18 protein-coding genes are annotated in these 23,038 nt (G+C 71.2%); 13 read left to right on the forward strand and 5 right to left on the reverse strand.

Annotated elements, in window-relative coordinates; all coding sequences use genetic code 11:
• Nucleotides 1–15: 15 nt before the first annotated feature.
• From IFT88_RS03090 to IFT88_RS03100, 3 genes are all read right to left on the reverse strand, one after another.
• Nucleotides 16–1,956: a thioester domain-containing protein gene (locus IFT88_RS03090; protein ID WP_192118804.1), complete on the reverse strand. Its 1,941-nt coding sequence runs from the start codon at nucleotides 1,954–1,956 to the stop codon at nucleotides 16–18.
• Nucleotides 1,957–2,111: 155 nt separating this feature from the next.
• Nucleotides 2,112–2,345 carry a hypothetical protein gene (locus IFT88_RS03095; protein WP_192118806.1) on the reverse strand — a complete coding sequence of 78 codons (234 nt, stop codon included), beginning with the start codon at nucleotides 2,343–2,345 and terminating at the stop codon, nucleotides 2,112–2,114.
• A gap of 43 nt (nucleotides 2,346–2,388) precedes the next feature.
• Nucleotides 2,389–2,799: an ester cyclase gene (locus IFT88_RS03100; protein WP_043594279.1), complete on the reverse strand. Its 411-nt coding sequence runs from the start codon at nucleotides 2,797–2,799 to the stop codon at nucleotides 2,389–2,391.
• A 212-nt stretch (nucleotides 2,800–3,011) separates the two neighbouring features.
• Between IFT88_RS03100 and sucC the strand changes: the two genes are divergently transcribed.
• From sucC to IFT88_RS03140, 8 genes are all read left to right on the forward strand, one after another.
• Entirely contained in the window at nucleotides 3,012–4,175 is a 1,164-nt protein-coding gene (gene sucC, locus IFT88_RS03105) for an ADP-forming succinate--CoA ligase subunit beta (RefSeq protein WP_043594277.1), read from the forward strand.
• 15 nt (nucleotides 4,176–4,190) lie between these two features.
• Nucleotides 4,191–5,078: a succinate--CoA ligase subunit alpha gene (gene sucD, locus IFT88_RS03110; protein WP_192118808.1), complete on the forward strand. Its 888-nt coding sequence runs from the start codon at nucleotides 4,191–4,193 to the stop codon at nucleotides 5,076–5,078.
• A gap of 204 nt (nucleotides 5,079–5,282) precedes the next feature.
• Nucleotides 5,283–6,656: a cell division protein PerM gene (locus IFT88_RS03115; RefSeq protein ID WP_249408737.1), complete on the forward strand. Its 1,374-nt coding sequence runs from the start codon at nucleotides 5,283–5,285 to the stop codon at nucleotides 6,654–6,656.
• A gap of 67 nt (nucleotides 6,657–6,723) precedes the next feature.
• Nucleotides 6,724–7,317: a phosphoribosylglycinamide formyltransferase gene (purN, locus tag IFT88_RS03120; protein ID WP_192118810.1), complete on the forward strand. Its 594-nt coding sequence runs from the start codon at nucleotides 6,724–6,726 to the stop codon at nucleotides 7,315–7,317.
• On the forward strand, nucleotides 7,314–8,978 hold the full coding sequence (gene purH / locus IFT88_RS03125) for a bifunctional phosphoribosylaminoimidazolecarboxamide formyltransferase/IMP cyclohydrolase (RefSeq protein ID WP_192118812.1): 1,665 nt from the start codon (nucleotides 7,314–7,316) through the stop codon (nucleotides 8,976–8,978). Before purN ends, purH begins: the two co-directional genes overlap by 4 nt.
• A gap of 428 nt (nucleotides 8,979–9,406) precedes the next feature.
• Nucleotides 9,407–11,242, forward strand: a complete 1,836-nt coding sequence (locus IFT88_RS03130; RefSeq protein WP_056228642.1) for an ABC transporter ATP-binding protein — start codon at nucleotides 9,407–9,409, stop codon at nucleotides 11,240–11,242.
• A complete protein-coding gene (locus IFT88_RS03135; protein WP_192118814.1) occupies nucleotides 11,239–13,164 on the forward strand; it encodes an ABC transporter ATP-binding protein in 1,926 nt (641 codons plus the stop codon). The genes IFT88_RS03130 and IFT88_RS03135 overlap by 4 nt, the downstream gene beginning before the upstream one ends.
• Nucleotides 13,165–13,221: 57 nt before the next feature.
• Entirely contained in the window at nucleotides 13,222–14,010 is a 789-nt protein-coding gene (locus IFT88_RS03140) for a GNAT family N-acetyltransferase (protein WP_192118816.1), read from the forward strand.
• 125 nt (nucleotides 14,011–14,135) lie between these two features.
• Here the strand turns inward: IFT88_RS03140 and IFT88_RS03145 are convergent, their stop codons facing one another.
• Nucleotides 14,136–14,516, reverse strand: a complete 381-nt coding sequence (locus IFT88_RS03145) for an MGMT family protein (protein ID WP_082059889.1) — start codon at nucleotides 14,514–14,516, stop codon at nucleotides 14,136–14,138.
• A 25-nt stretch (nucleotides 14,517–14,541) separates the two neighbouring features.
• Complete coding sequence (locus tag IFT88_RS03150; protein WP_192118818.1) at nucleotides 14,542–15,009, reverse strand: GNAT family N-acetyltransferase; 468 nt, start codon at nucleotides 15,007–15,009, stop codon at nucleotides 14,542–14,544.
• Between the two features lie 98 nt (nucleotides 15,010–15,107).
• On the opposite strand from IFT88_RS03150, the gene IFT88_RS03155 reads away from it, so the two are divergent.
• From IFT88_RS03155 to IFT88_RS03175, 5 genes are all read left to right on the forward strand, one after another.
• Nucleotides 15,108–16,382 (forward strand): ROK family transcriptional regulator, encoded by a 1,275-nt coding sequence (locus tag IFT88_RS03155; RefSeq protein ID WP_192118820.1) that lies wholly within the window; start codon nucleotides 15,108–15,110, stop codon nucleotides 16,380–16,382.
• A gap of 194 nt (nucleotides 16,383–16,576) precedes the next feature.
• The gene (locus tag IFT88_RS03160; protein WP_192118828.1) at nucleotides 16,577–17,965 is read left to right on the forward strand and encodes an extracellular solute-binding protein; all 1,389 of its coding nucleotides are present in this window, start codon (nucleotides 16,577–16,579) and stop codon (nucleotides 17,963–17,965) included.
• Nucleotides 17,966–17,969: 4 nt separating this feature from the next.
• On the forward strand, nucleotides 17,970–18,956 hold the full coding sequence (locus IFT88_RS03165) for a carbohydrate ABC transporter permease (RefSeq protein WP_043594261.1): 987 nt from the start codon (nucleotides 17,970–17,972) through the stop codon (nucleotides 18,954–18,956).
• Nucleotides 18,957–18,958: 2 nt separating this feature from the next.
• Nucleotides 18,959–19,795 (forward strand): carbohydrate ABC transporter permease, encoded by an 837-nt coding sequence (locus tag IFT88_RS03170; RefSeq protein ID WP_043594260.1) that lies wholly within the window; start codon nucleotides 18,959–18,961, stop codon nucleotides 19,793–19,795.
• A gap of 94 nt (nucleotides 19,796–19,889) precedes the next feature.
• Complete coding sequence (locus IFT88_RS03175; protein WP_192118830.1) at nucleotides 19,890–22,964, forward strand: alpha-mannosidase; 3,075 nt, start codon at nucleotides 19,890–19,892, stop codon at nucleotides 22,962–22,964.
• Nucleotides 22,965–23,038 lie beyond the last annotated feature (74 nt).

Raw genomic sequence — 23,038 nt, forward strand, 5'->3', positions numbered from 1 at the left:
CCCGCACCCGGGGGTTCATCGCGCCTCGCCCAGCCCGAAGGACGACAGTGCCTCGGCATCGACCGCGAGGGAGGCTGCATCCGAGCCCTCGGCGAGGCGGCGCCTCCGCACGTGGAAGGCACTCGCCGCGGCCACGAGCACGAAGCCGGTCCCGACGATTCCGAGGGCGACGAGGAACGCCTGCCCGCCACCCTCCGAACCGGTGAAGGCCAGCCCTGCCGGGGGAGCCGGAGCCTCGGACGGGGCCGGCTGCCGTACCGTCGCCATCTCGCTCCGGTAGACGGTCGTGTCGGCGAAGGCCGGCACGACCTGGCTTCCGTCATCGACGACAGCCGACCCCTCCGACGAGAACAGGAAGACGTACGTGCCGGGTCGCTCGAGGGCGATGCACGGTGTGGCGTACGTGCCGTCCTCGCCGATGGTCACCGTCTCGCGAGCCACGACGAGGTCCGGGTCGAGACGGTCGATCGGACCGAGGTCGCTTCCCACGACCGGGGCCTCGGCGAACGGTCCGACGAGCACCGACTCGACGTCGACCCCAGCCGGCACGTCGGGGTGCAGGTCGACGACGGTGAGCTCGTCGCTGACGCAGGCACCCGGGTCGATCTCGGCGTCGGACACCACGGTCGAGATGGTCGGCGTCCAGGGCACGAAGGTCGTCTCGGTCGCCACCCCGAACGGTGACCGCCAGGAACCCACGCGGTCACGCCCGGCCTCGACCGGCGTGTCCGTGGGATCGATGCTCTCGACCCAGGTGTAGTACCCGCCACCGGGCAGTTCGCAGCCCGGCGTCGAGTAGGTTCCCGGGCCGTCGAGCACGTCGAGGGCGACCTCGCAGACCGACGGAGCGTCGTCCGGCCACTCGTCCGCCGTCGTCACGGGGGCAAGGAAGGGGCCCAGCAGCCGGCTGCGCACCGTGACCGGGACGGGGCGCCAGGTGCCGGCGTCGTCGTATCGTCCCCACTCGGACAGGAGCCCGTCACCGGGCCGCACGCCGAGCGTCACCTGGTCGGTGACGATCGTGCCGGCCTCGGCCACGGTGTCGCTGGTGATCGTCGACACCGTCGGCTGGAACGGCAGCGGTGACAGCTGCTCGACACTCGCGGCTTCGGAAGCGGAGGCCGCGACCCCGCCCGAGAAGAGGATCATCTGCGAGCCGGCGGGGCTGTTCCCCACTGTGGTCACCCGTCCGTACGGCAGGTCGACGAACTCGACCGAGGCGGTCACGGTGAGCTGGGCGGCGTCACCGGTGGCGGCGACGGGCACGCTCTCGCCGTTGCGGACGAGGGCCGTGGTCGAACCGTCCGCGAACACGGCTCCGTCCAGGGTGACCGTGCCCGCATGCGTGGGCTCGAGGGTCGTCGGCCCACCCGTCACGCGGTCGACCGTGAGGTCGGGGCGGATGAGCCCCGTGCCGTCGTCCGAGAGCTCGACGGTGATCGATGCGGCGACCGACTTCGACGCGGCGGACGAGGCCTCGGCGAGCATCTGGTTCGCGCGTTCGAGCACGATCGGCCAGCGCTCGTTGGCCCGGCCGGCGTAGTACCGCTGCGTGTGGCCGTTCAGGCCGGTGATGGTCCAGACCGCGAGTTGTCCTGCGGCGGCCGTGTCGGCGTCGGTCGTGCCGCCCCAGGTGCGGGCGATGTACGCGAGGCGCGCGTGGTCGTCGGTCGAGACGCCGATCACGTCGCCACCCGTGGTCGTGTCGTAGTGGTTGCCGACGGGCGATCTCTTGCCGGCTTCGAGGCAGAACGCCTGGGTGCCGTCGTCGAGTCGGTACGTGCCGAGCCACGAGGCGTTGTCGCCGCGCCAGAGGTGGCCCGGGCCGAGTCCCGTGCCGGTGACGGCGGCGGCCGGGGCGTGGCCGAGCAGCCCGACGGCGACGGAGAACAACAGGGCGAGGGCGAGCGCGAGGCGCCGTCTGGGGGGCCCGAGGGCCTTCGTTGATGAGGTCATGCACCGACGATCGGGCAGCGGCCCCGGCTGCCGAGGCCGGCACCGCGCCTCCTGTGCACGGCTCCCGCCGACGCGGGCCGGGGGAGGAGCCGTGACACGACGACGCCCCCGCCGCGAGCTGCGGCGGGGGCGTCGTCAGACGGGGGTGACCGAGGTCACTCGGTCTCGTCGAGGTCGATCTCGTCGCCTTCGAGGTCGTTCGGGGCGTACTCGGGCGAACCCTCGCGGGGCGCACCGCCGGTCGGGCCGTCGTTGCCCTCTCCGACGCCGGGGAAGACCGTCTCGCCGGCGACGGCGTCGTTGGTCGCGATCTGCTCGGACTCGGCGAACTCGTCGGCCTGGTCGTAGGGCTGGTCACCCGATGCTGCGGGGGTGTTGGTGTCGCTCATGATGCGTCCTCTCGAGAGTGGTGCGGGGTGGTGGGGGAGCGGTTCAGGCCAGGCCGAGCTGTTGCTTCATGCCGGCCTCGTCGGTGGCGCCCCAGCGCTCGACGAGCAGGCCGTCCTCGTCGAACCGGCCGACCTGGATGCCGCGCACGGTGAACGTCTTGCCCGTGGGCTCAGCACCCTGGAACGTGCCGGTGTGCGTGCCCGAGATCGTGAAGACGGCGGTGACGTTCTCGTCGTCGGCGACGAGGGTCTCGACCGCGAGGTCGGCGTCGGGGAAGGCCGCGAAGAAGTCGGTCCAGAAGGCCTGGATGCCCGCGAGGCCGGCGGGAGCGTCGGGGGCCGGGTCGTGATCGACGACGTCGGCGTGGAAGCCCTCGCCGAGGCGGTCGATCTCGCGGGCGGTCAGGATCTCGCCGAGGCGTTCCTGCGTGGCGAGGTTCTTCTCTTTCGACATGCGTGTCTCCGTCTTCTCGTTCTGTCGGGGTGTCTCTCGTCTACTCCCCAGGCGACGGCAGGCCCCCGATGCTCACAGCAGACGCGACGCTCGGCGTACCCCTGGGGTCGCCCGCTAGGCTGACCGCGGCCCATATGTCTTCATGTCGAGATGGCTCGATGTCGAGACGGATCATGGTGAGACGACGCAGCGATGCGGATTGGAAGAACAGCGTGGATCTTTTCGAGTACCAGGCCAGAGACCTGTTCGAGCAGTACGGCGTGCCCGTGTTGCCGGGCATCGTGGCCGACACCCCCGAGGAGGCGCGAGCGGCGTCCGAGAAGCTGGGTGGCGTCACCGTCGTGAAGGCCCAGGTCAAGGTCGGCGGTCGCGGCAAGGCCGGCGGCGTCAAGGTGGCGAAGACCCCCGACGACGCCGAGGCCGCGGCGAAGGACATCCTCGGGCTCGACATCAAGGGCCACGTCGTCAAGCGCGTGATGATCGCGGGCGGCGCCCAGATCGCCCGTGAGTTCTACTTCTCGGTGCTGCTCGACCGTGCCAACCGCTCGTACCTCTCGCTCTGCAGCGTCGAGGGCGGCATGGAGATCGAGCAGCTCGCCGTGGAGAAGCCCGACGCGCTCGCCCGCATCGAGGTCGACCCCCGCGCGGGCATCGACCTGGCGAAGGCCACCGAGATCGCGAAGGCCGGCGGGTTCCCCGACGAGCTGATCGACAAGGTCGCCCCCGTGCTGGTGAAGCTCTACGCCGTCTACGAGGGCGAGGACGCGACGCTCGTCGAGGTCAACCCGCTCGTGCTCACCGAGCAGGGCGACATCGTCGCCCTCGACGGCAAGGTCTCGATCGACGAGAACGCCGAGTTCCGTCACCCCGGTCACGCCGAGCTCGAGGACGCCGACGCGGCGGACCCGCTCGAGGCGAAGGCCAAGGCCGCCGGCCTCAACTACGTGAAGCTCGACGGCGAGGTCGGCATCATCGGCAACGGTGCAGGGCTCGTCATGTCGACGCTCGACGTCGTCGCCTACGCCGGCGAGGCGCACGGCGGCGTGAAGCCCGCCAACTTCCTCGACATCGGCGGCGGAGCGAGCGCCGAGGTCATGGCGGCGGGGCTCGACGTGATCCTGGGCGACGCCCAGGTCAAGAGCGTCTTCGTCAACGTCTTCGGCGGCATCACCGCCTGCGACGCCGTCGCCAACGGCATCGTCGCCGCGCTGGGCATCCTCGGCGACGCGGCCACCAAGCCGCTCGTCGTGCGCCTCGACGGCAACAACGTCGACGAGGGTCGACGCATCCTGGCGGAGGCGGCGCACCCGCTGGTCACCGTCGTCGCGACCATGGACGAGGCTGCCGACAAGGCCGCCGAGCTGGCTTCGAAGTAAGGACTGCACAGAACAATGTCGATCTTCCTCAACAAGGACAGCAAGGTCATCGTCCAGGGCATCACCGGCGGCGAGGGCACCAAGCACACGGCCCTCATGCTCAAGGCCGGCACGCAGGTCGTGGGTGGCGTCAACGCCCGCAAGGCCGGTACGACCGTCACCCACGGTGACGTCGAGCTGCCCGTCTTCGGCACCGTGACCGAGGCCGTCGCCGAGACCGGCGCGGACGTCTCGATCGTCTTCGTGCCGCCGGCGTTCGCCAAGGACGCCGTCGTCGAGGCCATCGAGGCCGAGGTGCCGCTCGTCGTCGTCATCACCGAGGGCATCCCGGTGCAGGACAGCGCCGAGTTCTGGGCGCTCGCCAAGGCCAAGGGCGGAACGACCCGCATCATCGGCCCGAACTGCCCCGGCATCATCACGCCCGGCGAGTCGCTGGTCGGCATCACGCCCGCCTCGATCTCGGGCTCGGGCCCCATCGGGCTCGTCTCGAAGTCGGGCACCCTGACGTACCAGATGATGTTCGAGCTGCGCGACCTCGGCTTCTCGACCGCCATCGGCATCGGCGGCGACCGGGTCATCGGCACGACCCACATCGACGCCCTCGAGGCGTTCGAGGCCGACCCCGACACCAAGGCGATCGTCATGATCGGCGAGATCGGCGGCGACGCCGAAGAGCGTGCCGCCGACTACATCAAGGCACACGTCACCAAGCCCGTCGTCGGCTACGTCGCGGGCTTCACCGCCCCCGAGGGCAAGACGATGGGCCACGCCGGAGCGATCGTGTCCGGCTCGGCCGGCACCGCGCAGGCCAAGAAAGAGGCGCTCGAGGCCGCCGGCGTCAAGGTCGGCAAGACGCCGAGCGAGACCGCGGCGCTGCTCCGCGAGGTCTACGCCTCCCTGTAAGAGCCGACCCACGCCTCCTCGACGGGCGTGTTCGTCACGGCCGGTCGTCCTCGGACGCCCGGTCACGACGGACACGCCCGTCGTCGTGCGCGCGCCCCTGCGTGCGTGCGTGCGGGGGGAGCGGTGCCGGTGCCGAGCGGCGTCGTCGTCGCGGGCGGCGGGGCAGCAGGCCGGCCCCGGTCGGCACCGGTACAGTCGCTCGCGATGAACCGCCCAGTCACCGCTCTCTTCTCCGCGCTCGAAGCCCTGCTCGTCGTGGCCATCGGCGTGGGCATCCCCCTCGTCGTGCTGACCTCGCTCTGGGCGTTCCAGTACGGCCTGCAGATCGACTGGGTCGTCTTCTGGCGGGCAGCCGTCGATTCGTGGCTCGTCGGGCACGGCGCCGACCTGACCGTCCAGCTCAGCGCGGACGCGGCCGCGGCGACCGGCATCCCCGGGGCGGACGCCCCCATCGTCGTCTCGCTGGCCGCGCTCGGCTTCGCCCTCCTCACGGTGCTCATGGGCATCCGTGCCGGCCGCGCCGCCGCCGAGACGGCCCACCGTGTGACCGGCGTGCTCGTCACCATCGGCACCTTCGCCCTATTGTCCCTCGCCCTGGCGGCCTCCGCGCAGCACGAGTTCGCACGCCCGTCGTTGTGGCAGGGCACGCTGCTGCCCGCGCTCGTCTACGCCGTGCCCGTCGTGGCCATGGCCGAGGTGACGCGTCGTCGTCGGGGCGAGTCCGCCGACCCGGTCACCGGTGCCGTCATCGGTCTGCTGTCACGACTGCCCGGTCAGGTGACCGGCATCGCGGCCGCCGGGTTGCGTCTCGGCGCCGTGGCCGCGTCGACCGTGCTCGCCGCGTCGTCCGTGATCGTCTCGGTGCTGATCGTGGCGAACTACGCCGAGATCATCACCCTGTACGAAGGCGCGCACGGCGGGTTCCTCGGCGGGCTCGCGCTGACGATCGGGCAGCTCGCCCTGCTCCCCGACGTCGTCGTCTGGGCGGCGTCGTGGCTGGTCGGCCCCGGCTTCGCCATCGGCACCGGGTCGTCGATCTCGCCCCTGGGCACCGCCGTCGGCCCGATGCCCGCGATCCCCTTCCTCGGCGCCCTGCCCACGGCAGACCTGACGTTCGGCTTCGTGGGGCTGCTGGTCCCGGTCGTCGCCGCGTACGTCTGCGCGACGTTGCTGAGGCCGCGGCTGCAGCGCATGCTCGCCGGGCACGGGGTCGACGACCTGGTCCGTCGCCTCGTCGTCGCGGTCGTCGGCGGGCTCGTCGGGGGAGCGCTGCTCGGCCTGCTCGCCTGGGCGGCCTCGGGCTCGGCCGGGCCCGGACGCCTGACCGACGTCGGACCCGACCCGCTGCTGGTCGGCGGGTTCGCGGCGCTCGAGTTCGCCGTCGCCGGCGTGCTGGCGATGGTCGTGAGCCCGCCGAGGTTCGCGGGTGATCGGGCCGTGACGACCAGGGACGGCTCCGATGCGAAGCGGCACGACGACCCGGTCGTCGACGACACCGCGCCGACGGGCCCTGTGCCCGTGACCACCCTGCGGCGCGACGGCGACGACACCGAGCGCATCGAGGGCATCACGCGCTGACGCCGTCGTCCGACGGGCCGCCCCCCACCGCCCCCGGCGCGCGCGCCCGGCCCGCTAGGCTTGCCGGGTGCTGAAGCTCGTGGTGCTCATCTCCGGTGGCGGCTCGAACCTCCGGGCGCTGCTCGAGGCCGCGAGCGACGCCGAGTACCCGGCCCGGGTGGTCGCCGTCGGTGCCGACCGCGAGGCCGACGGCTTCGAGCACGCCGAGCACTTCGGGGTGCCGACCTTCTCGGTCGCCTTCTCGAACTTCGCCGACCGTGCCGCCTGGGGTGACGAGCTGCTGGCCCGGATCGAGCAGTGGCAGCCCGACCTCGTGGTGCTCAGCGGGTTCATGCGGCTCGTGCCGCCGCGGGTCGTCGCTGCCCTCGCCCCGAACCTGATCAACACGCACCCCGCCTACCTGCCCGAGTACCCCGGGGCGCACGGCGTCCGCGACGCCCTCGCGGCCGGGGTCGACCAGACCGGCGCCAGCGTGATCGTCGTCGACGAGGGCGTCGACAGCGGCCCGATCCTCGCGCAACGCCGCATCCCGGTGCTGCCCGGCGACGACGAGTCGTCGCTGCACGACCGCATCAAGGTCGTCGAGCGCGAACTGCTCGTCCAGACCGTGCTCGACATCGCCAACGGAACGACCACCCTCGAACAGGAGCCCACCGCATGAGCGGCCACGCCATCGACCCCAGCCTCTACCGCGACCGTGACGCCGTGCCCGTGCGACGGGCGCTGATCAGCGTCAGCGACAAGACGGGCCTGCTCGACCTGGCCGCCGCCCTGTCGGCCTCCGGCGTCGAGATCGTGTCGACCGGCTCGACCGCCCAGACCATCCGCGACGCCGGCCACGCCGTCACCGACGTCAGCAGCGTCACCGGCTTCCCCGAGTCGCTCGACGGCCGCGTGAAGACCCTGCACCCCGCGGTGCACGCCGGCATCCTCGCCGACCTGCGGCTCGAGTCGCACGAGGCGCAGCTGGCCGAGCTCGACATCGCCGCGTTCGAGCTCGTCGTCGTCAACCTCTACCCGTTCGTCGAGACCGTCGCCTCGGGTGCCGACGTGCCGACCGTCATCGAGAACGTCGACATCGGCGGGCCCGCCATGGTGCGGGCCGCCGCGAAGAACCACGCCAACGTCGCCATCGTGGTCTCGCCGACGAACTACCCGCAGGTCGTGAAGGCGCTCACGCTCGGTGGCACGACCCTGGCCCAACGTCAGCGCCTGGCCGGCGAGGCCTTCGCCCACACGGCGGCGTACGACACGGCAGTCGCGGCGTACTTCGCCGCACACGTGGGTGTGCGCGCCGAGGCCGACGCGTCCGCCGCGGCGACCCGCGCCTCCTTGTCCGTCGTCGACGAGCAGGAGGCGCGGGCCGGCTTCGAGCCCACGGCAACCGTCTCGGCCGACTTGCAGCACACCCTCCGCTACGGCGAGAACTCCCACCAGGCCGCCGCGATCTACGCGACGCCCGGGGCGCACGGCATCGCGCAGGCGACGCAGCTGCACGGCAAAGAGATGTCGTACAACAACTACGTCGACGCGGACGCGGCCCTGCGTGCCGCGTACGACTTCGACGAGCCCGCCGTCGCGATCATCAAGCACGCGAACCCGTGCGGCATCGCCGTCGCCTCGCCCGACGCCGTCGACGCCATCGCCGACGCGCACCAGCGGGCGCACGCCTGCGACCCCGTCTCCGCCTTCGGCGGCGTCATCGCGGCCAACCGCCCGGTGACCCGCGCCATGGCCGAGACCGTCGCGGACATCTTCACCGAGGTCGTCATCGCCCCCGCGTTCGACCCCGAGGCCGTCGAGATCCTCAGCGCGAAGAAGAACATCCGCCTGCTGACCCTGCCTTCCGACTTCACCCGCGACGTCCGCGAGGTCAAGCAGATCTCGGGCGGCCTGCTGGTCCAGGACGCCGACCGGTTCGACGGGTTCACGTCCGACGGCTGGACGCTCGTCGCCGGCGACGAGGCCGACGCCGCGACGCGGGCCGACCTCGAGTTCGCCTGGAAGGCCTCGCGCGCCGTCAAGTCGAACGCCATCCTGCTCGCCTCGGGCGGAGCCTCGGTCGGTGTCGGCATGGGCCAGGTCAACCGCGTCGACTCGTGCCACCTGGCCGTCGACCGCGCCGGTGCCCGCGCCACCGGGTCGGTCGCCGCGTCCGACGCGTTCTTCCCGTTCGCCGACGGCCTGCAGGTGCTGCTCGACGCCGGCGTGGCCGCGGTGGTGCAGCCCGGCGGGTCGATCCGCGACGACGAGGTCGTCGCCGCGGCGAAGGCCGCCGGCGTGACCATGTACTTCACGGGCGAGCGCCACTTCTTCCACTAGGTCGTCGTCGACGAGGTCCCGGAGGCGCGGGTCGCGTCGTCCATGATTCCGAACGATTCCGTCTTGCGGCGGAGTCGACGGCACGCATATCCTGTAAGGCTGCTCACAGCCGGTCGGACACGACCGCACGGACGGACGACGACACTCAGGAGGACATGATGACGACGACGACACTGACCACGGTGGGCACGGCCACCGACGGTGCTCGCGTGGGTCGCGCCTCCTCGGCGTCTCCGAGCCCGGCGCCGATCAGCTAGACGAGACGGCCCGCCGCCCACCGGCACCACTCCGACACCTCCGCCCGGCGACGTCCCGGGCGCGACCGCGCGACCATGCGTCCTCCCGGACGGTCGCCGCACCACCTTTCTCCACAACGGGTCACCGCTCTGCGTTGTCGCCTGTGCCAGATCACGACACTTGGATCACCCATGTCTCAGAAGTCCTCGTCCGCCCGTCCGCCCGACACCGCGAAGCGTCCCTCGACGGTGCAGTCGCTCACCCGGCTGTACCCCTACGTCAAGCCGGCCCTGCCCCGCATCGTGCTGGGCATGGTCGCGGCCCTGCTCGCCGCCGTCGTCGCCCTGCTGATCCCCCTCGTCCTACAGCTGCTCGTCGACGGCCCCCTGTCGAGTGGCGACCGGTCGCAGGTGTGGCCCGCCTTCGCCGTCGTGCTGGGTCTCGGCGTCGCCGAGGCGATCATGATCGGTGCTCGCCGCCGGCTGGTGCTCACACCGAGCACGCACGTCGAGGCGACCATGCGGAACGCCCTGTACGCCAAGCTCCAAGACCTGCCGGTGGCGTTCCACGACCGGTGGCAGAGCGGTCAGCTGCTCAGCCGGTCGGTCAGCGACCTGAGCCTCATCCGTCGCTGGCTCGCGTTCGGCGTCGTGCTGCTCGTGGTCAACGTGCTCACCATCGTCGTCGGATTCGTCGTGCTGTTCTGGTACAGCTGGGTGCTCGGCCTCGTCTTCCTCGTCGCGTCGCTGCCCGTGTTCTTCGTCAGTTTCGCCTTCGAGAAGCGGTACTCGATCGTCGCCCGTCGGTCCCAGGACCAGGTCGGCGACCTGGCGACCAGCGTGGAGGAGAGCGTGCACGGCATCCGGGTCCTCAAGGCCTTCGGTCGTGGCAAGCACTCGTTGCGCGAGTTCGCCAAGCAGGCCGAAGACCTCCGCGGGACCGAGATCGAGAAAGCCAAGGCCATCTCGAAGCTGTGGCTCTGGCTGCTGCTCGTCCCCGACGTGGCCTTCGCGCTGTGTCTGCTGGGCGGCGTCTGGCTCGCCGCCGACGGTCAGCTGACCGTCGGTCAGCTGTTCGCCTTCTTCGCGACCGCGACCGTGCTGCGTTGGCCGGTCGAGTCGATCGGCTTCCTGCTCTCGATGACCTTCGACACCCGCACGGCCGTCGACCGCTACTTCGAGGTGATGGACAGCGAGAACACGGTGACCGACCCCGAGAACCCGTCGACGATCGCCGAGCCCCACGGTCGTCTCGAGTTCAAGGGAACGCACTTCCGCTACCAGGACTCGCCGGCCCAGTTCTCCGACCTCGTCAACGGGGTCGACCTGGTCGTCGAGCCCGGCGAGACGATGGCCCTGGTCGGCCTCACCGGCTCGGGCAAGACCACGCTCCTGTCTCTCGTGTCGCGGCTCTACGACGTGACCGGTGGGCAGGTCCTGATCGACGGCGTCGACGTCCGTGACCTCAGCCGCGAAGAGCTCCGCCGTCACATCGGCATGGCGTTCGAGGACGCGACGCTGTTCAGCGCGTCCGTGCGTGACAACGTGCTGCTCGGCCGCCCCGACCTCGCCGACGACCCCGACGAGGCCGACCGGGTGATGCGCGAGGCCCTCGAGATCGCCCAGGCCGACTTCGTCGAGCGGCTGCCCGAGGGCGTCGACACCCGGGTGGGCGAAGAGGGGCTCAGCCTGTCCGGCGGACAACGCCAGCGTCTCGCCCTGGCGCGGGCCATCGCGGCCCGCCCGGCCGTTCTGGTGCTCGACGACCCGTTGTCGGCCTTGGACGTCGACACCGAGGCCCGCGTCGAGGCCGGACTGAGACGCGTGCTCGCGTCGACGACGTCCCTGATCGTCGCCCACCGACCGTCGACGGTCACCCTGGCCGACCGGGTCGCGCTGCTCGAGAACGGCACGGTCACCGCGGTGGGTCGGCACTCCGACCTCATCGCGAGCAACGAGCACTACCGCTACGTCATCTCGTCGCTCGACGACGACTCCACCACCAGCCGAGAGGAGGTGCTCGCATGACCGACACGACACTCGAGGACGACCGTCCCGACCGTCCGGCAGTCGCCGACGGCCCCGTCGAGCGCGAGGCGCTCGACGGACGAACCCCCGCCGAGAAGCGCGCCGAGCAGGGCTCGACGACGCAAGGCGTCCGCGGCGAGGAGCGCGAGAACTTCACCAAGGACGAGAGCAAGAGGCTGCGCCGTCGTTCGCTGCGCCTCCTCGGCTCGCTCGTTCACCCGCTGCGGTGGCGTCTCGCCCTGATGGGTGTCGTCGTCGTGATCAGCACGGCCTCGCAGGTCGCGGGGCCGGCCCTGATCGCGATCGGCATCGACACCGCCCTGCCGGCCCTGATGGACGACCAGGACTGGGCACCGGCGATCCTCGTCGTGGTCGCCTACCTGGTGACCGGCGTGATCGGTGCGGTGCTGATGGCGCAGTACACGGTGCTGTCGGCGCGCATCAGCCAGGCGATCCTGTTCGACCTGCGCAAGCGGCTGTTCCTGCACACGCAGCGGCTCAGCCTCGAGTTCCACGAGACGTACACGTCGGGCCGCATCATCTCGCGCCAGACGAGCGACCTGGACTCGATCCGCGAGCTGCTCGACTCGGGCATCAACCAGCTCGTGTCGGGCCTGCTGTACATGGTCTTCACCGCCGTCGCCCTGGTCGCGCTCGACCCGCAGAGCGGCCTCGTCCTCGCCGTGGCCCTCGTGCCGCTCGTGGCGTTGACCCGGTGGTTCCAGGTGCGTTCGCAGAAGCTGTTCCGGGCCACCCGCGTCACGAGCGCCCGCGTCATCGTGCACTTCGTCGAGACGATGACGGGCATGCGCGCGGTGCAGGCGTTCCGCAAGGAGGCCCGCAACGAGAAGGAGTACGCCGGTCACGTCGAGGACTACCGGCAGGCCAACTCGAAGGTGTTCACGCTGTTCGGCACCTTCGACCCGGGCCTGGTGCTCATCGGCAACGCGACCCTCGCGGCGGTCGTGCTGTTCGGCGGCTTCCGGGTGATCGACGGCTCGCTCGAGATCGGCGCCCTGCTGGCGGTGGCGCTCTACGCGAAGCGGTTCTTCGACCCGGCCGAAGAGATGGCCATGTTCTACAACGGCTACCAGTCGGCGTCCGCCGCGCTCGAGAAGATCTCGGGCGTGCTCGAGGAGCAGCCCAGCGTGCCCGACCCGACGCGCCCGGTCGACCTGTGGGACGCCAAGGGGCAGGTGCACTTCGACGACGTCGAGTTCGCCTACAACGCCGACACGGTCGTGTTGCCCGGCTTCGACCTCCACGTGCCCGCGGGGCAGACCATCGCCCTCGTCGGGTCGACGGGGGCCGGCAAGTCGACGTTGGCGAAGCTCATCTCGCGCTTCTACGACCCGACGCGCGGTGCGGTGACGCTCGACGGCGTCGACCTGCGCGACCTGCACCCGAAGGACCTCCGCCGCGCCATCGTCATGGTGACGCAGGAGGCGTACCTCTTCTCGGGTTCGGTGGCCGACAACATCTCGCTCGGCAAGCCCGACGCGACGCGCGACGAGATCGTGCGGGCGGCGAAGGCGGTCGGGGCGCACGAGTTCATCGAGGCCCTGCCCGACGGATACGACACCGACGTGAACAAGCGCGGCGGCCGGGTGTCGGCCGGGCAACGCCAGTTGCTCTCGTTCGCCCGGGCGTTCATCGCGGACCCGAGCGTGCTGATCCTGGACGAGGCGACGGCGTCGCTCGACATCCCGTCCGAGCGCATGGTGCAGGAGGCGTTGCAGACCCTGCTCGCCGACCGCACCGCGGTCATCATCGCGCACCGCCTGTCGACGGTCGCGATCGCCGACCGGGTCCTCGTCATGGAGCACGGCAGGATCGTCGAGGACGGCACCCCCGACGACCTGATCGCGGGCACCGGCCGCTTCGCGCAGCTGCACGCCGCGTGGCGTGACTCGCTCGTGTGAGGCGGAGCCCGGACGGCAGGCCCCGCCCGCCGTCCGGGCTCGGCTAGCGTGGCCCCGATGACCGACGCGACGAGCTACCTGCAGGCCTACGACGAGCAACTCCGCACCGACGCCGAGACGCCGAGCGCGCTCGCCGTGACCCGGCACGGTCCGCTGCGGCTCGTCACCTTCGCCGGTGGCCGCGGGTTCGTCACCTACCGTGACCTCGGCGGAGCGGACGCCGAGGCGGTGCGCGCGCTCGTGGCCGCCGCCGTCGAGCACTTCGACGCCGACGCCGAGATCACCCGGGTCGAATGGAAGACGCGGGGGCACGACCGGGCGCCCGGGTTGCACGACGCGCTCGTGGCCTCGGGCTTCGAGCCCGGCGAGCCCGAGTCGATCATGATCGGGCCGCTCACGGCGTTGGCGGGGCTCGGTGACGCGCCCGAGGGAGTGACGGTCCGTCGGGTCACCACCGAGGCGGACGTGCGGGCGATGAGCGCGATGGTCGACGAGGCGTTCGGCGAAGCGGTCGACGCGCGGATGGCCGACGCGCTGCTCTCGCGACTTGCCCGCGGCGACGGCATGGAGCTCTGGGTCGCCGAGGTCGACGGCCGGATGGTCTGCGGTGGTCGACTCGAACCCGTCCCCGGCACGGACTTCGTCGGCATCTGGGGCGGCGCCACCCTCGAGGCGTACCGTCACCGGGGCATCTACCGGGCGCTGACCGCCGCACGGGCGCGCTCCGCCCTCGCGCAGGGCAAGGCCCTCGTGCACAGCGACTCGACCGACGACTCGCGTCCGATCCTCGAACGGTCGGGCCTGGTCGCCGTGTCGACGACGACCCCGTACGACCGGACGCGCTGAGGCCACCGAGCCACGGCGGGCGAGTCCGGGGAAGTCGGGCGGTCGTGGCCGACCGTCTCCGACGAACTCGCCCGTTCCGGCCACGAGCCGTCGGCCTGGCGTGGCTCGGCCCGGGCAGCACCCGATCAGGGACGGTGGGAGGCGCGCTCCAGATCGACGCGGAAGCCACCCGACCGGCTCCACAGCAGAGGCGTGCCCTCGACGCGGTACTGTTCGAGGGCCCGCTGCTCGTGGTCGCGCGGGGCATGGCCCGAGGCGCGGATCACGCGCCACCAGGGCAGGTCGGCCCCGGCGTACGCCATCACCTGGCCGACGGCACGGGAGGCCCGCGATCCCAGGGCAGCCGCGACCGATCCGTAGGTCATCACCTGGCCCGGCGGGATCGACTCGACCACGGCGATCACCCGCGAGGCGAAGTCGTCGGGGTGGGGCCCGGAGTCGAGCCCGGGCGCGGGGTCGTCACCGGCCGCGGGGACATCGCCGGGGGTGGACGCGTCCGGCGTCACGACCTCGGCCTCACGTGGTGCCGACTCAGACCTGCGACGACGCCAGCGTCAGCCCCGCGACGTGCTCGCCGTAGGGCGTCTCGCCGATGACCTCGAAGCCGATGTGGTGGAAGAAGTCCTCGGGCCCGTCGTCGCCCGGCTCGTAGATGACGGTGACCCGGTCGAAGCCGCGGCTGCGGGCCTCGTCGGCGAGGGCGTGCACGGCGAACCGTCCGATGCCCCGGCCCTGGGCGTCGGCCTCGACGTTGATGCGCCAGATGCAGCTGCGCAGCGCCTCGTCGTCGGCCTCGGCGTCGAAGTTGCCCATGATGAAGCCGACGACCGTGTCGTCGTCCACGACGACGCGGGGCCAGGCGGTGGTCGGGTTGACGTAGGCCTCGGCGATCGAGTGCGAGACGGGTGCGACGAACTGCTCTTGACCCGGCTTGAGCGTGAGGTTGTTGGCCGCGACGACGGTGGCGGCGGACAGTTCTTCGAGGCGCAGTCCAGACATGGGTTCAGGGTAACGGGGCGTCCCGACGGGCACCACCGCCGGGCGGATGACGGGCTGCGGTGCGCGCGCGACCCCCGACGTCGTGGATGATGACGAGAATGAACCGCGGGACGAACCTGCCGGCGATCGGCGGCTACAACCGGTCGGTGGTGCTCGACGCCATCCGGCGGGAGGCCGCGGGCCTCAGCCGGACCGAGATCGCCGGGCGCACCGGACTCAGCCCCCAGGCGGTGACGAACGTCTCGCGCCGGCTGATCGAGGCGGGCCTCATCCGCGAGAGCGGCACCGTGATCAGCGGTCCCGGCAAGCCGCGCACCATGCTGCAGCTCGAGTCCCGGGGGCGCTTCGCGATCGGCGTGCACGTCGACCCCGCCGTGTTGACGTTCGTGCTGCTCGACCTCGTCGGCACGGTCGTCGCCCACGCACGCGAGCTGACCCCGTCCGCCAGCGAACCCGACGAGGTGGTGGCCTTGATGGCGCGGGCCATCGACGGGCTGGTCGTCACGAGCGGCGTCGACCGCGAGCTGCTGCTCGGGGTCGGCATCGCGTCGCCGGGCCCGGTCGACATCGGGCCCGGCCTCGTGCTCGATCCACCGATGATGCCGCTCTGGCGGCACGTGCCGCTGCGTCGGGCGCTCAGCGAGGCGACCGGTCTGCCGGTGCTGCTCGAGAAGGACGTCACGGCCTGCGCGGTCGCCGAGCTGTGGCTCAGCGACGGAGGCGCGGGTGAGCGCAGCGACTTCGCCTTCGTCTACTACGGCACCGGTTACGGCACCGGACTCGTGCTGGGCGGCGACGTGCTGCGCGGGGCCAGTGCGAACGCGGGGGACTCGGGGCACGTGATGGTCGACGACCGCGGTCACCGCTGCACCTGCGGGCGCATCGGCTGCGTGGGCGAACTGATCACGCCGCACGCCCTCGTGCGCGAGGCCGTCGACGCGGGCGTGCTGGCCGAGGGGGACGTCTCGGACGAGGCGCTCGCCGAGGCGGCGCGCAGCGGGGACGACGTCGACATGCGCCGCATCGACGAGGCGTTCGGCGCCCTGGTCGGCAAGGCCGACCTGGGTGACGCCGGCGCCCTCGGGGTGCTGCACGGCGCGGGCCGGCACCTCGCGCGGGCCCTCGTGACCATCGTCAACCTGCTCGACCTCGACGAGGTCGTCTTCGGCGGCCCGTTCTGGGCGCCGCTGTCGCGGCACGTCCTCGCGGTGCTGCCGGCCGCGCTCCGCGACGACCCGGCGCTGATCCCGAAGCACCCGATCCGGCTCGTCGAGTCGTCGATCGGCATCGACGTCGCGGCTGTCGGAGCCGCCTGCCTGGTGCTCGACCAGACGTTCTCGCCGCGACCGTCCGCCCTGCTGATCCGCGCCTGACGGGGCCGACCCGCGCCTCCTCGGGGGCCGACCCGCGCCTCCTGCGGTCGCGACCCGCGCCTCCTCGGCTCGGCCGCCGTTACCGGACCGATGCCGTCGGGCGTCTTGACACGAGTTACTCCATACGATGTAGTAATCGAATCGCGGTCGGGCAGAGCAGCCCGACGCCGACGCGACTGGAGCAAAGGAGCACCATGTCACGCACGTTCACCTCGGCCCGGGGGCGCAAGCGCGCACTGGCCGTCGCCGCCGCGGCTGTCGCCACGGCCCTGCTGGCCTCGGGTTGCTCGGGGGGTGCCGGCAGCGGCGACTCCGACACGATCAAGGTCGCGTACCAGAAGTTCGGGACGTTCACCCAGATGGACGCCCACATGAAGGAGACCGCGAAGACCTTCGAGGCGGCCAACCCCGGCATGAAGGTCGAGTTCGTGCCCATCGCGGCGCAGAACGACGACTACTTCACCAAGCTCGCGCTGATGAACCGGTCGGCGGCCACCGCGCCCGACGTCATGTACGAGGACACCTTCAAGGTCAAGAGCGACGCGGCCGCCGGCTACTTGCTGCCGCTCGACGAGTACACCGACGCGTGGGAGGACTGGGACGCGTTCTACGACAACGCCAAGGAGGCCGGCGTCGGCGAGGACGGCAAGACCTACGGCATCCCGATGGGCACCGACACCCGGGCGCTCTGGTACAACAAGGACCTCTTCGCGCAGGCCGGCCTGCCCGTGCCGTGGGAGCCGAAGACCTGGCAGGACGTGCTCGACGCGGCCGAGACGGTCAAGGCGAAGGTGCCCGACGTGGTCCCGCTGAACGTCTACTCGGGCAAGCCGCAGGGTGAGGGCGCGACGATGCAGGGCTTCGAGATGCTGCTCTACGGCACGCCGACCGGCACCCTCTACGACGACGAGACCGGCAAGTGGCTCACCGACTCGCAGGGCTTCGTCGACTCGCTCGGCTTCGTCCAGGACGTGTACCAGGGCGGCATCGGACCGAAACCCGAGGAGGCGCTGGACACCAACATCGCCACCATCGTCGGTGGGGAATGGCTCCCGCAGGGCAAGCTCGCGATCGCCCTCGACGGATCGTGGATGAGCGGCACCTGGCTCGAGACCGGCACCAACCCGTGGCCCGAGTGGAACGATGTGATGGGCCAGGCGCCCATGCCCACCCAGGACGGCGCGAAGCCGGGTGCGACGAGCATGTCGGGCGGCTGGACGCTGGCCGTGGGCTCGAAGACCAAGAACCCCGACAAGGCGTTCGAGTTCATCGCCGACGCCCTCGACAAGGACGGTTCGCAGAGCTACGACATCGCCGCCAGCCAGATCGCGGTGCGCAGCGACGTCGCGGAGGACCCCGAGTACGTCGGCAGCAACCCGACCTTCGAGTTCTTCTCGTCGATCGTGCCGGTGACGCACTTCCGTCCGGCGACCACCGACTACAGCCGCATCTCGAACGAGATCACGGTCGCGATGGAGGCGGTCATGACCGGGCAGCAGACGCCCGAGGAGGCGGCGGCCGCGTTCGACGACCAACTGGTCGGCATCGTCGGTGAGGACCAGACGCAGAAGGCGGGGGATTAGCCACATGGCGACCATCGCCCCCACCCCGGTCGGCCGTGAGAGCGGCCGACCGGGGGCCTCCGGGCCCGGCCCCGGGCCCCACGGCGAGAAGCCGGGTCGCCGGGCGGGGGCCTCGAAGGCGCGCGCCCTGCGCACCGGCGCCCGCACCCTGCCGCTCGTCCCGGCCTTCGTCCTGCTGGCCCTGTTCCTGCTGGGGCCCGTCATCTCGAGCTTCTACGGCTCGTTCACCGACGCCTCGCTGACCGGCTACGCCGCCGGCGGCTCGGAGTTCATCGGGTTCCGCAACTACACCGAGCTGTTCGCCGACCCGGACTTCCCGAAGTCGGTGCTGCTGACGCTCGCCTTCGTCTTCTTCTCGGCCGTGGTGGGCCAGAACGTCGTCGGCCTGGGGCTCGCGCTGCTGATGCGGAACGGCCACAAGGTCGTGCGCTCGATCGTCGGCACGTTCGTGATCGCCGCGTGGGTGCTGCCCGAGATCGTCGCCGCCTTCGCGGCGTACGCGTTCTTCAACGACGCGGGCACGCTCAACACGGTCCTGTCGTGGTTCGGCATCACGGGCGCCAACTGGCTCTACGCGATGCCGATGCTCTCGGTGATCCTCGCCAACATCTGGCGCGGCGCCGCGTTCTCGATGCTCGTCTACTCGGCGGCGGTGCAGGAGGTGCCCCCCGAGATCACCGAGTCGGCGGAGGTCGACGGCGCCACCGGCTGGCAACGCCTGGTCTACATCACGCTGCCGGTGATCCGACGCAGCATCTCGACCAACCTCATGCTGACCACGTTGCAGACGCTCTCGGTCTTCACCCTGATCTACGTGATGACCGGCGGCGGGCCCGGCGTGAACAGCACGACCCTGCCGATCCTGGCCTACCAAGAGGCCTTCCAGTTCTCGCAGCTGGGCTTCGGCACGGCCATCGCCACGATCATGCTGCTCGTCGGCGCCGTCTTCTCGATCATCTACATCAGGGCCCTGAAACCGGAGGTCGACTGACCATGGCCATGACCTCACCCAGCGGCCGCAGCATGAAGGCCGTCTCGAACGCCGTGCTGATCGTCATCGCGATCTGCTTCGCCGTCCCGCTCGCCTGGCTGCTGCTGGCATCGTTCGACCCGTCGGCCACGCTGTCGGCGAAGGTGCCGTCGCAGTTCACGCTCGACAACTTCACCGCCGTGCTGACGCCCGAGATCTCGTTCGTCCCGCTCGCCAACAGCCTCATCGTGTCGGGCGGCTGCGCCCTCGTGACCGTCGTCGTCGCGATCCTCGCGGCATACCCGCTCTCGCGCTACCGGATGCGCATCAACAAGCCGTTCCTCTACGGCATCCTGTTCGGCACCGGCCTGCCCATCACCGCGATGATGGTGCCGGTCTACAGCCTGTTCGTCTCGCTGAACCTGATCGACTCGATCGGCGGCACGGTGTTCTTCCTGGCCGCGACCAGCCTGCCGATGGCGATCTGGATGGCGAAGAACTTCATGGACTCGGTGCCGATCTCGCTCGAGGAAGCCGCGTGGACCGACGGGGCCTCGATGTTCTCGACCCTGACGCGCATCGTCGTGCCGCTCATGCGGCCGGGCATCGCCGTGGTGTTCATCTTCGTGTTCATCCAGGCGTGGGGGAACTTCTTCGTGCCGTTCGTGCTGCTGCTCAGCCCCGACAAGCAGCCCGCAGCGGTCAGCATCTTCAACTTCTTCGGCCAGTACGGCTCGGTGGCCTACGGCCAGCTCGCGGCGTTCTCGATCGTCTACTCGGTGCCCGTCATCGCGTTGTACGTGCTCGTCTCGCGGACCCTCGGCGGCTCGAACGCGCTGGCCGGCGCCGTGAAGGGGTGACGCGCCTCCTCACCAGTGCCCCCGTCGCCCTCTCGATCCACAGAACGACCCGCCCCACCGTGCGCCTCGGCGCGCCCGTCAGGAGACTGATCCCATGCACGACAACACCGTCCTCGTCGAGGCCCGAATCGACCGCTTCGTCCGCGACCGCATCACCCCGGCGGTCTACCGTCGGGCCGTCCCGCTGACGATCACGGCCTGGGAGGCGCCGGGCGAGCCGGTCCCCTTCGCCGAGGCCGTCTCGCAGACGTACGAGCCGTTCGCCGTCGGCTCGCCGTGGAGCCGACCGTGGGGCACCACGTGGTTCCACGTCACGGGGACGGTGCCCGACGGCTTCGGCACCGATCCGGCGACCGCCCTCGAACTCGTCGTCGACCTCGGCTTCAGCATCCGCCAGCCCGGGTTCCAGGCCGAGGGCCTCGTCTGGCGGCCCGACGGCACGATCGTCAAGGCGATCGAGCCGTACAACGGCTACGTGCCGCTGACGGCGATCGGTGCGGGCGTGACCCCGGGCAGCACGATCGACGTCTACGTCGAGGCGGCGTCGAACCCGGACATCGGCGGCGACGACTTCCACGGCGAGACGCCGCTGGGCGACCCCGAGACCGCGGGCGACGCCCCGATCTACGCCCTGCGCAGCATCGTGCTCGCCGAACGCGACGAGGTCGTCGCCGAACTCGACCGAGACGTCTGGACGCTCGTCGGGCTGATGCGCACCCTCGAGCTGACCTCGCCGCGACGGCACGAGATCCTGCGGGCCCTCGACCGGATGTGCGACGTCGTCGACCACGCCGACGTCGCGGGGTCGGCGCCGGCCGGTCGGGCCGCGCTCGCCCACGTGCTCGCCGCGCCGGCGAACGCGAGCGCCCACCGGGTCGTCGCGACGGGCCACGCCCACATCGACTCGGCCTGGCTCTGGCCGGTCCGCGAGACGCAGCGCAAGGTCGCGCGCACCTTCTCGAACGTGGTCGCCCTGATGGACGACGACCCCGACGTCGTGTTCGCCGCCTCGAGCGCGCAGCAGTACGCCTGGTTGAAGGAGCGCTACCCCGAGCTGTTCGAACGGGTGAAGCAGAAGGTCGCCGAGGGCCGCTTCGTGCCCGTCGGCGGCATGTGGGTCGAGTCCGACACCAACATGCCCGGTGGCGAGGCGCTCGCCCGTCAGTTCGTCGCGGGCAAGGGGTTCTTCCTCCGCGAGTTCGGCGTCGACGCCGACGAGGTCTGGCTGCCCGACTCGTTCGGCTACACGGGCGCCATGCCGCAGATCGCCCGCGCGGCCGGCGCCAGCTCGTTCTTCACCCAGAAGGAGTCCTGGAACGAGACGAACCGCATGCCGCACCACACCTTCCTGTGGGAGGGCATCGACGGCAGCCGGGTGTTCACGCACTTCCCGCCCGTGGACACCTACAACTCCGACCTCTCGCCGGCCGAGCTCGCCCACGCCGAGCGCGGCTACGCCGAGAAGGGGTACTCGAACGTCTCGATCGTCCCCTTCGGCTGGGGCGACGGCGGCGGCGGCCCGACCCGCGAGATGATGGCGGCCGCGCGACGGGCCGGCGACCTCGAGGGCTCGCCACGCGTGACCGTCGGCACCCCCGCCTCCTTCTTCGCGCAGGCACGGGCAGAGCTCGCGGACCCGGCCGTGTGGTCGGGCGAGATGTACCTCGAGTTCCACCGCGGGACGTACACGTCGCAGGCCCGCACCAAGCAGGGCAACCGGCGCAGCGAGCACCTGCTGCGCGAGGCCGAGCTGTGGAGCGCCACGGCGACCGCACGCGGCCTGCTCGACTACCCCTACGACGAGCTCGAAGAGATCTGGCACGTCGTGTTGTTGCAGCAGTTCCACGACATCCTGCCCGGGTCGTCGATCGCCTGGGTGCACCACGAGGCCGAGCGGCACTACGCGCGGGTCGCCGAGCAGCTCGAGGCGATCATCGGCTCGGCCCAGCGGGCGCTCGCAGGGTCGGGGTCGGCGACGACCACCTTCAACGCCGGTCCTGTTCCGGCCGCGGGGGTCGACGCGTCGGCCGGCTCGGCAGCGGGTCAGGCGCAGGAGGCGGGGATCGGGTCGGTCACGCCGGTCGCCTCCGACGGCGGGTGGGTGCTCGACAACGGGCTCGTGCGCGCCGTGTTCGACGGGGACGGCCTGGTCGCCTCCCTGGTCGACGCCACGTCGGGGCGCGACCTCGTCGCCCCCGGCTCGCGGCTCGGGTTGCTGCAGCTCTTCCGCGACACCCCCAACCAGTGGGACGCGTGGGACGTCGACCAGGCCTACAAGAACGTCCGCACCGACCTGGTCGAGGCCGAGTCGGTCGTCGCCGACGGCGGGGCGCTCGTCGTGACGCGTCGTGTCGGCGACTCGACCATCGTGCAGCGCTGGTGGCTCGACGACGGCGAGGCCGAACTGCACGTGCAGACCGAGGTGGACTGGCACGAGCGGCAGAAGCTGCTCAAGCTGGCGTTCCCGCTCGACGTGCACGCCGACCGGGCCGCCTCCGAGGTGCAGTTCGGTCACGTGCAGCGCCCGACCCACCAGAACACGTCGTGGGACTTCGCCCGGTTCGAGACCGTCGCGCACCGCTGGGTGCACGTCGCCGAGCCCGGCTTCGGCGTCGCCGTGGCGAACGACGCCACCTACGGCCACGACATCACGCGGAGCACCCGCGACACGGCCGAGGGCGGCGACGGCGGCACGACGACGCTCGTGCGGCAGTCGCTGCTGCGGGCACCGACCTTCCCCGACCCCCACGCCGACCAGGGGCGGCACGTCCTCCGCTCGTCGGTGCGGGTCGCGCCCGACGTGCTGGACGCGGCGACCGCTGGCTACCGACTCAACCTGCCCGTCCGGCGGGTCGGCGGGTCGTCCGGAGCGGCCGTGGCACCGCTCGTCACGTCGTCGTCGGCCGCGGTGCTGGTCGAGGCGGTCAAGCTGGCCGAGGACCGCTCGGGTGACCTGATCGTGCGGCTGTACGAGGCACGCGGTGCGCGGGCGGCGACCACGATCACGGTCGACGCCGACAGCGGGTTCGGCGAGGCGTGGCGCACCGACCTGATCGAGCGCGAGCTCGAGCCGGGCACCGCCGGGGCGGGTCGATGGATCGCGGGTTCGGCCGTCGAGCTGACGCTGCGCCCGTTCGAGATCGTGACGCTGCGGGTGGCCCGGGCGTAGCGCCGCACCTGTCGGCACTGCGCCACGAGATGGTCACAGCGCCAGGTTTACTCCTGGTGCTGTGACCATTTCAT

Source organism: Frigoribacterium sp. CFBP 8751, from assembly GCF_014841545.1.
Taxonomy (GTDB): Bacteria; Actinomycetota; Actinomycetes; order Actinomycetales; family Microbacteriaceae; genus Frigoribacterium.

Coding starts and splice junctions, on each gene's coding strand:
- sucD (WP_192118808.1), top strand. CDS start 4,191: ATGTCGATCTTCCTCAACAAGGACAGCAAGGTCATCGTCCAGGGCATC.
- IFT88_RS03160 (WP_192118828.1), top strand. CDS start 16,577: ATGTCACGCACGTTCACCTCGGCCCGGGGGCGCAAGCGCGCACTGGCC.
- IFT88_RS03150 (WP_192118818.1), bottom strand. CDS start 15,009: ATGTCTGGACTGCGCCTCGAAGAACTGTCCGCCGCCACCGTCGTCGCG.
- IFT88_RS03130 (WP_056228642.1), top strand. CDS start 9,407: ATGTCTCAGAAGTCCTCGTCCGCCCGTCCGCCCGACACCGCGAAGCGT.
- purH (WP_192118812.1), top strand. CDS start 7,314: ATGAGCGGCCACGCCATCGACCCCAGCCTCTACCGCGACCGTGACGCC.
- IFT88_RS03155 (WP_192118820.1), top strand. CDS start 15,108: ATGAACCGCGGGACGAACCTGCCGGCGATCGGCGGCTACAACCGGTCG.
- IFT88_RS03090 (WP_192118804.1), bottom strand. CDS start 1,956: ATGACCTCATCAACGAAGGCCCTCGGGCCCCCCAGACGGCGCCTCGCG.
- IFT88_RS03095 (WP_192118806.1), bottom strand. CDS start 2,345: ATGAGCGACACCAACACCCCCGCAGCATCGGGTGACCAGCCCTACGAC.
- IFT88_RS03100 (WP_043594279.1), bottom strand. CDS start 2,799: ATGTCGAAAGAGAAGAACCTCGCCACGCAGGAACGCCTCGGCGAGATC.
- IFT88_RS03135 (WP_192118814.1), top strand. CDS start 11,239: ATGACCGACACGACACTCGAGGACGACCGTCCCGACCGTCCGGCAGTC.
- IFT88_RS03115 (WP_249408737.1), top strand. CDS start 5,283: ATGAACCGCCCAGTCACCGCTCTCTTCTCCGCGCTCGAAGCCCTGCTC.
- IFT88_RS03140 (WP_192118816.1), top strand. CDS start 13,222: ATGACCGACGCGACGAGCTACCTGCAGGCCTACGACGAGCAACTCCGC.
- IFT88_RS03175 (WP_192118830.1), top strand. CDS start 19,890: ATGCACGACAACACCGTCCTCGTCGAGGCCCGAATCGACCGCTTCGTC.
- IFT88_RS03170 (WP_043594260.1), top strand. CDS start 18,959: ATGGCCATGACCTCACCCAGCGGCCGCAGCATGAAGGCCGTCTCGAAC.
- IFT88_RS03165 (WP_043594261.1), top strand. CDS start 17,970: ATGGCGACCATCGCCCCCACCCCGGTCGGCCGTGAGAGCGGCCGACCG.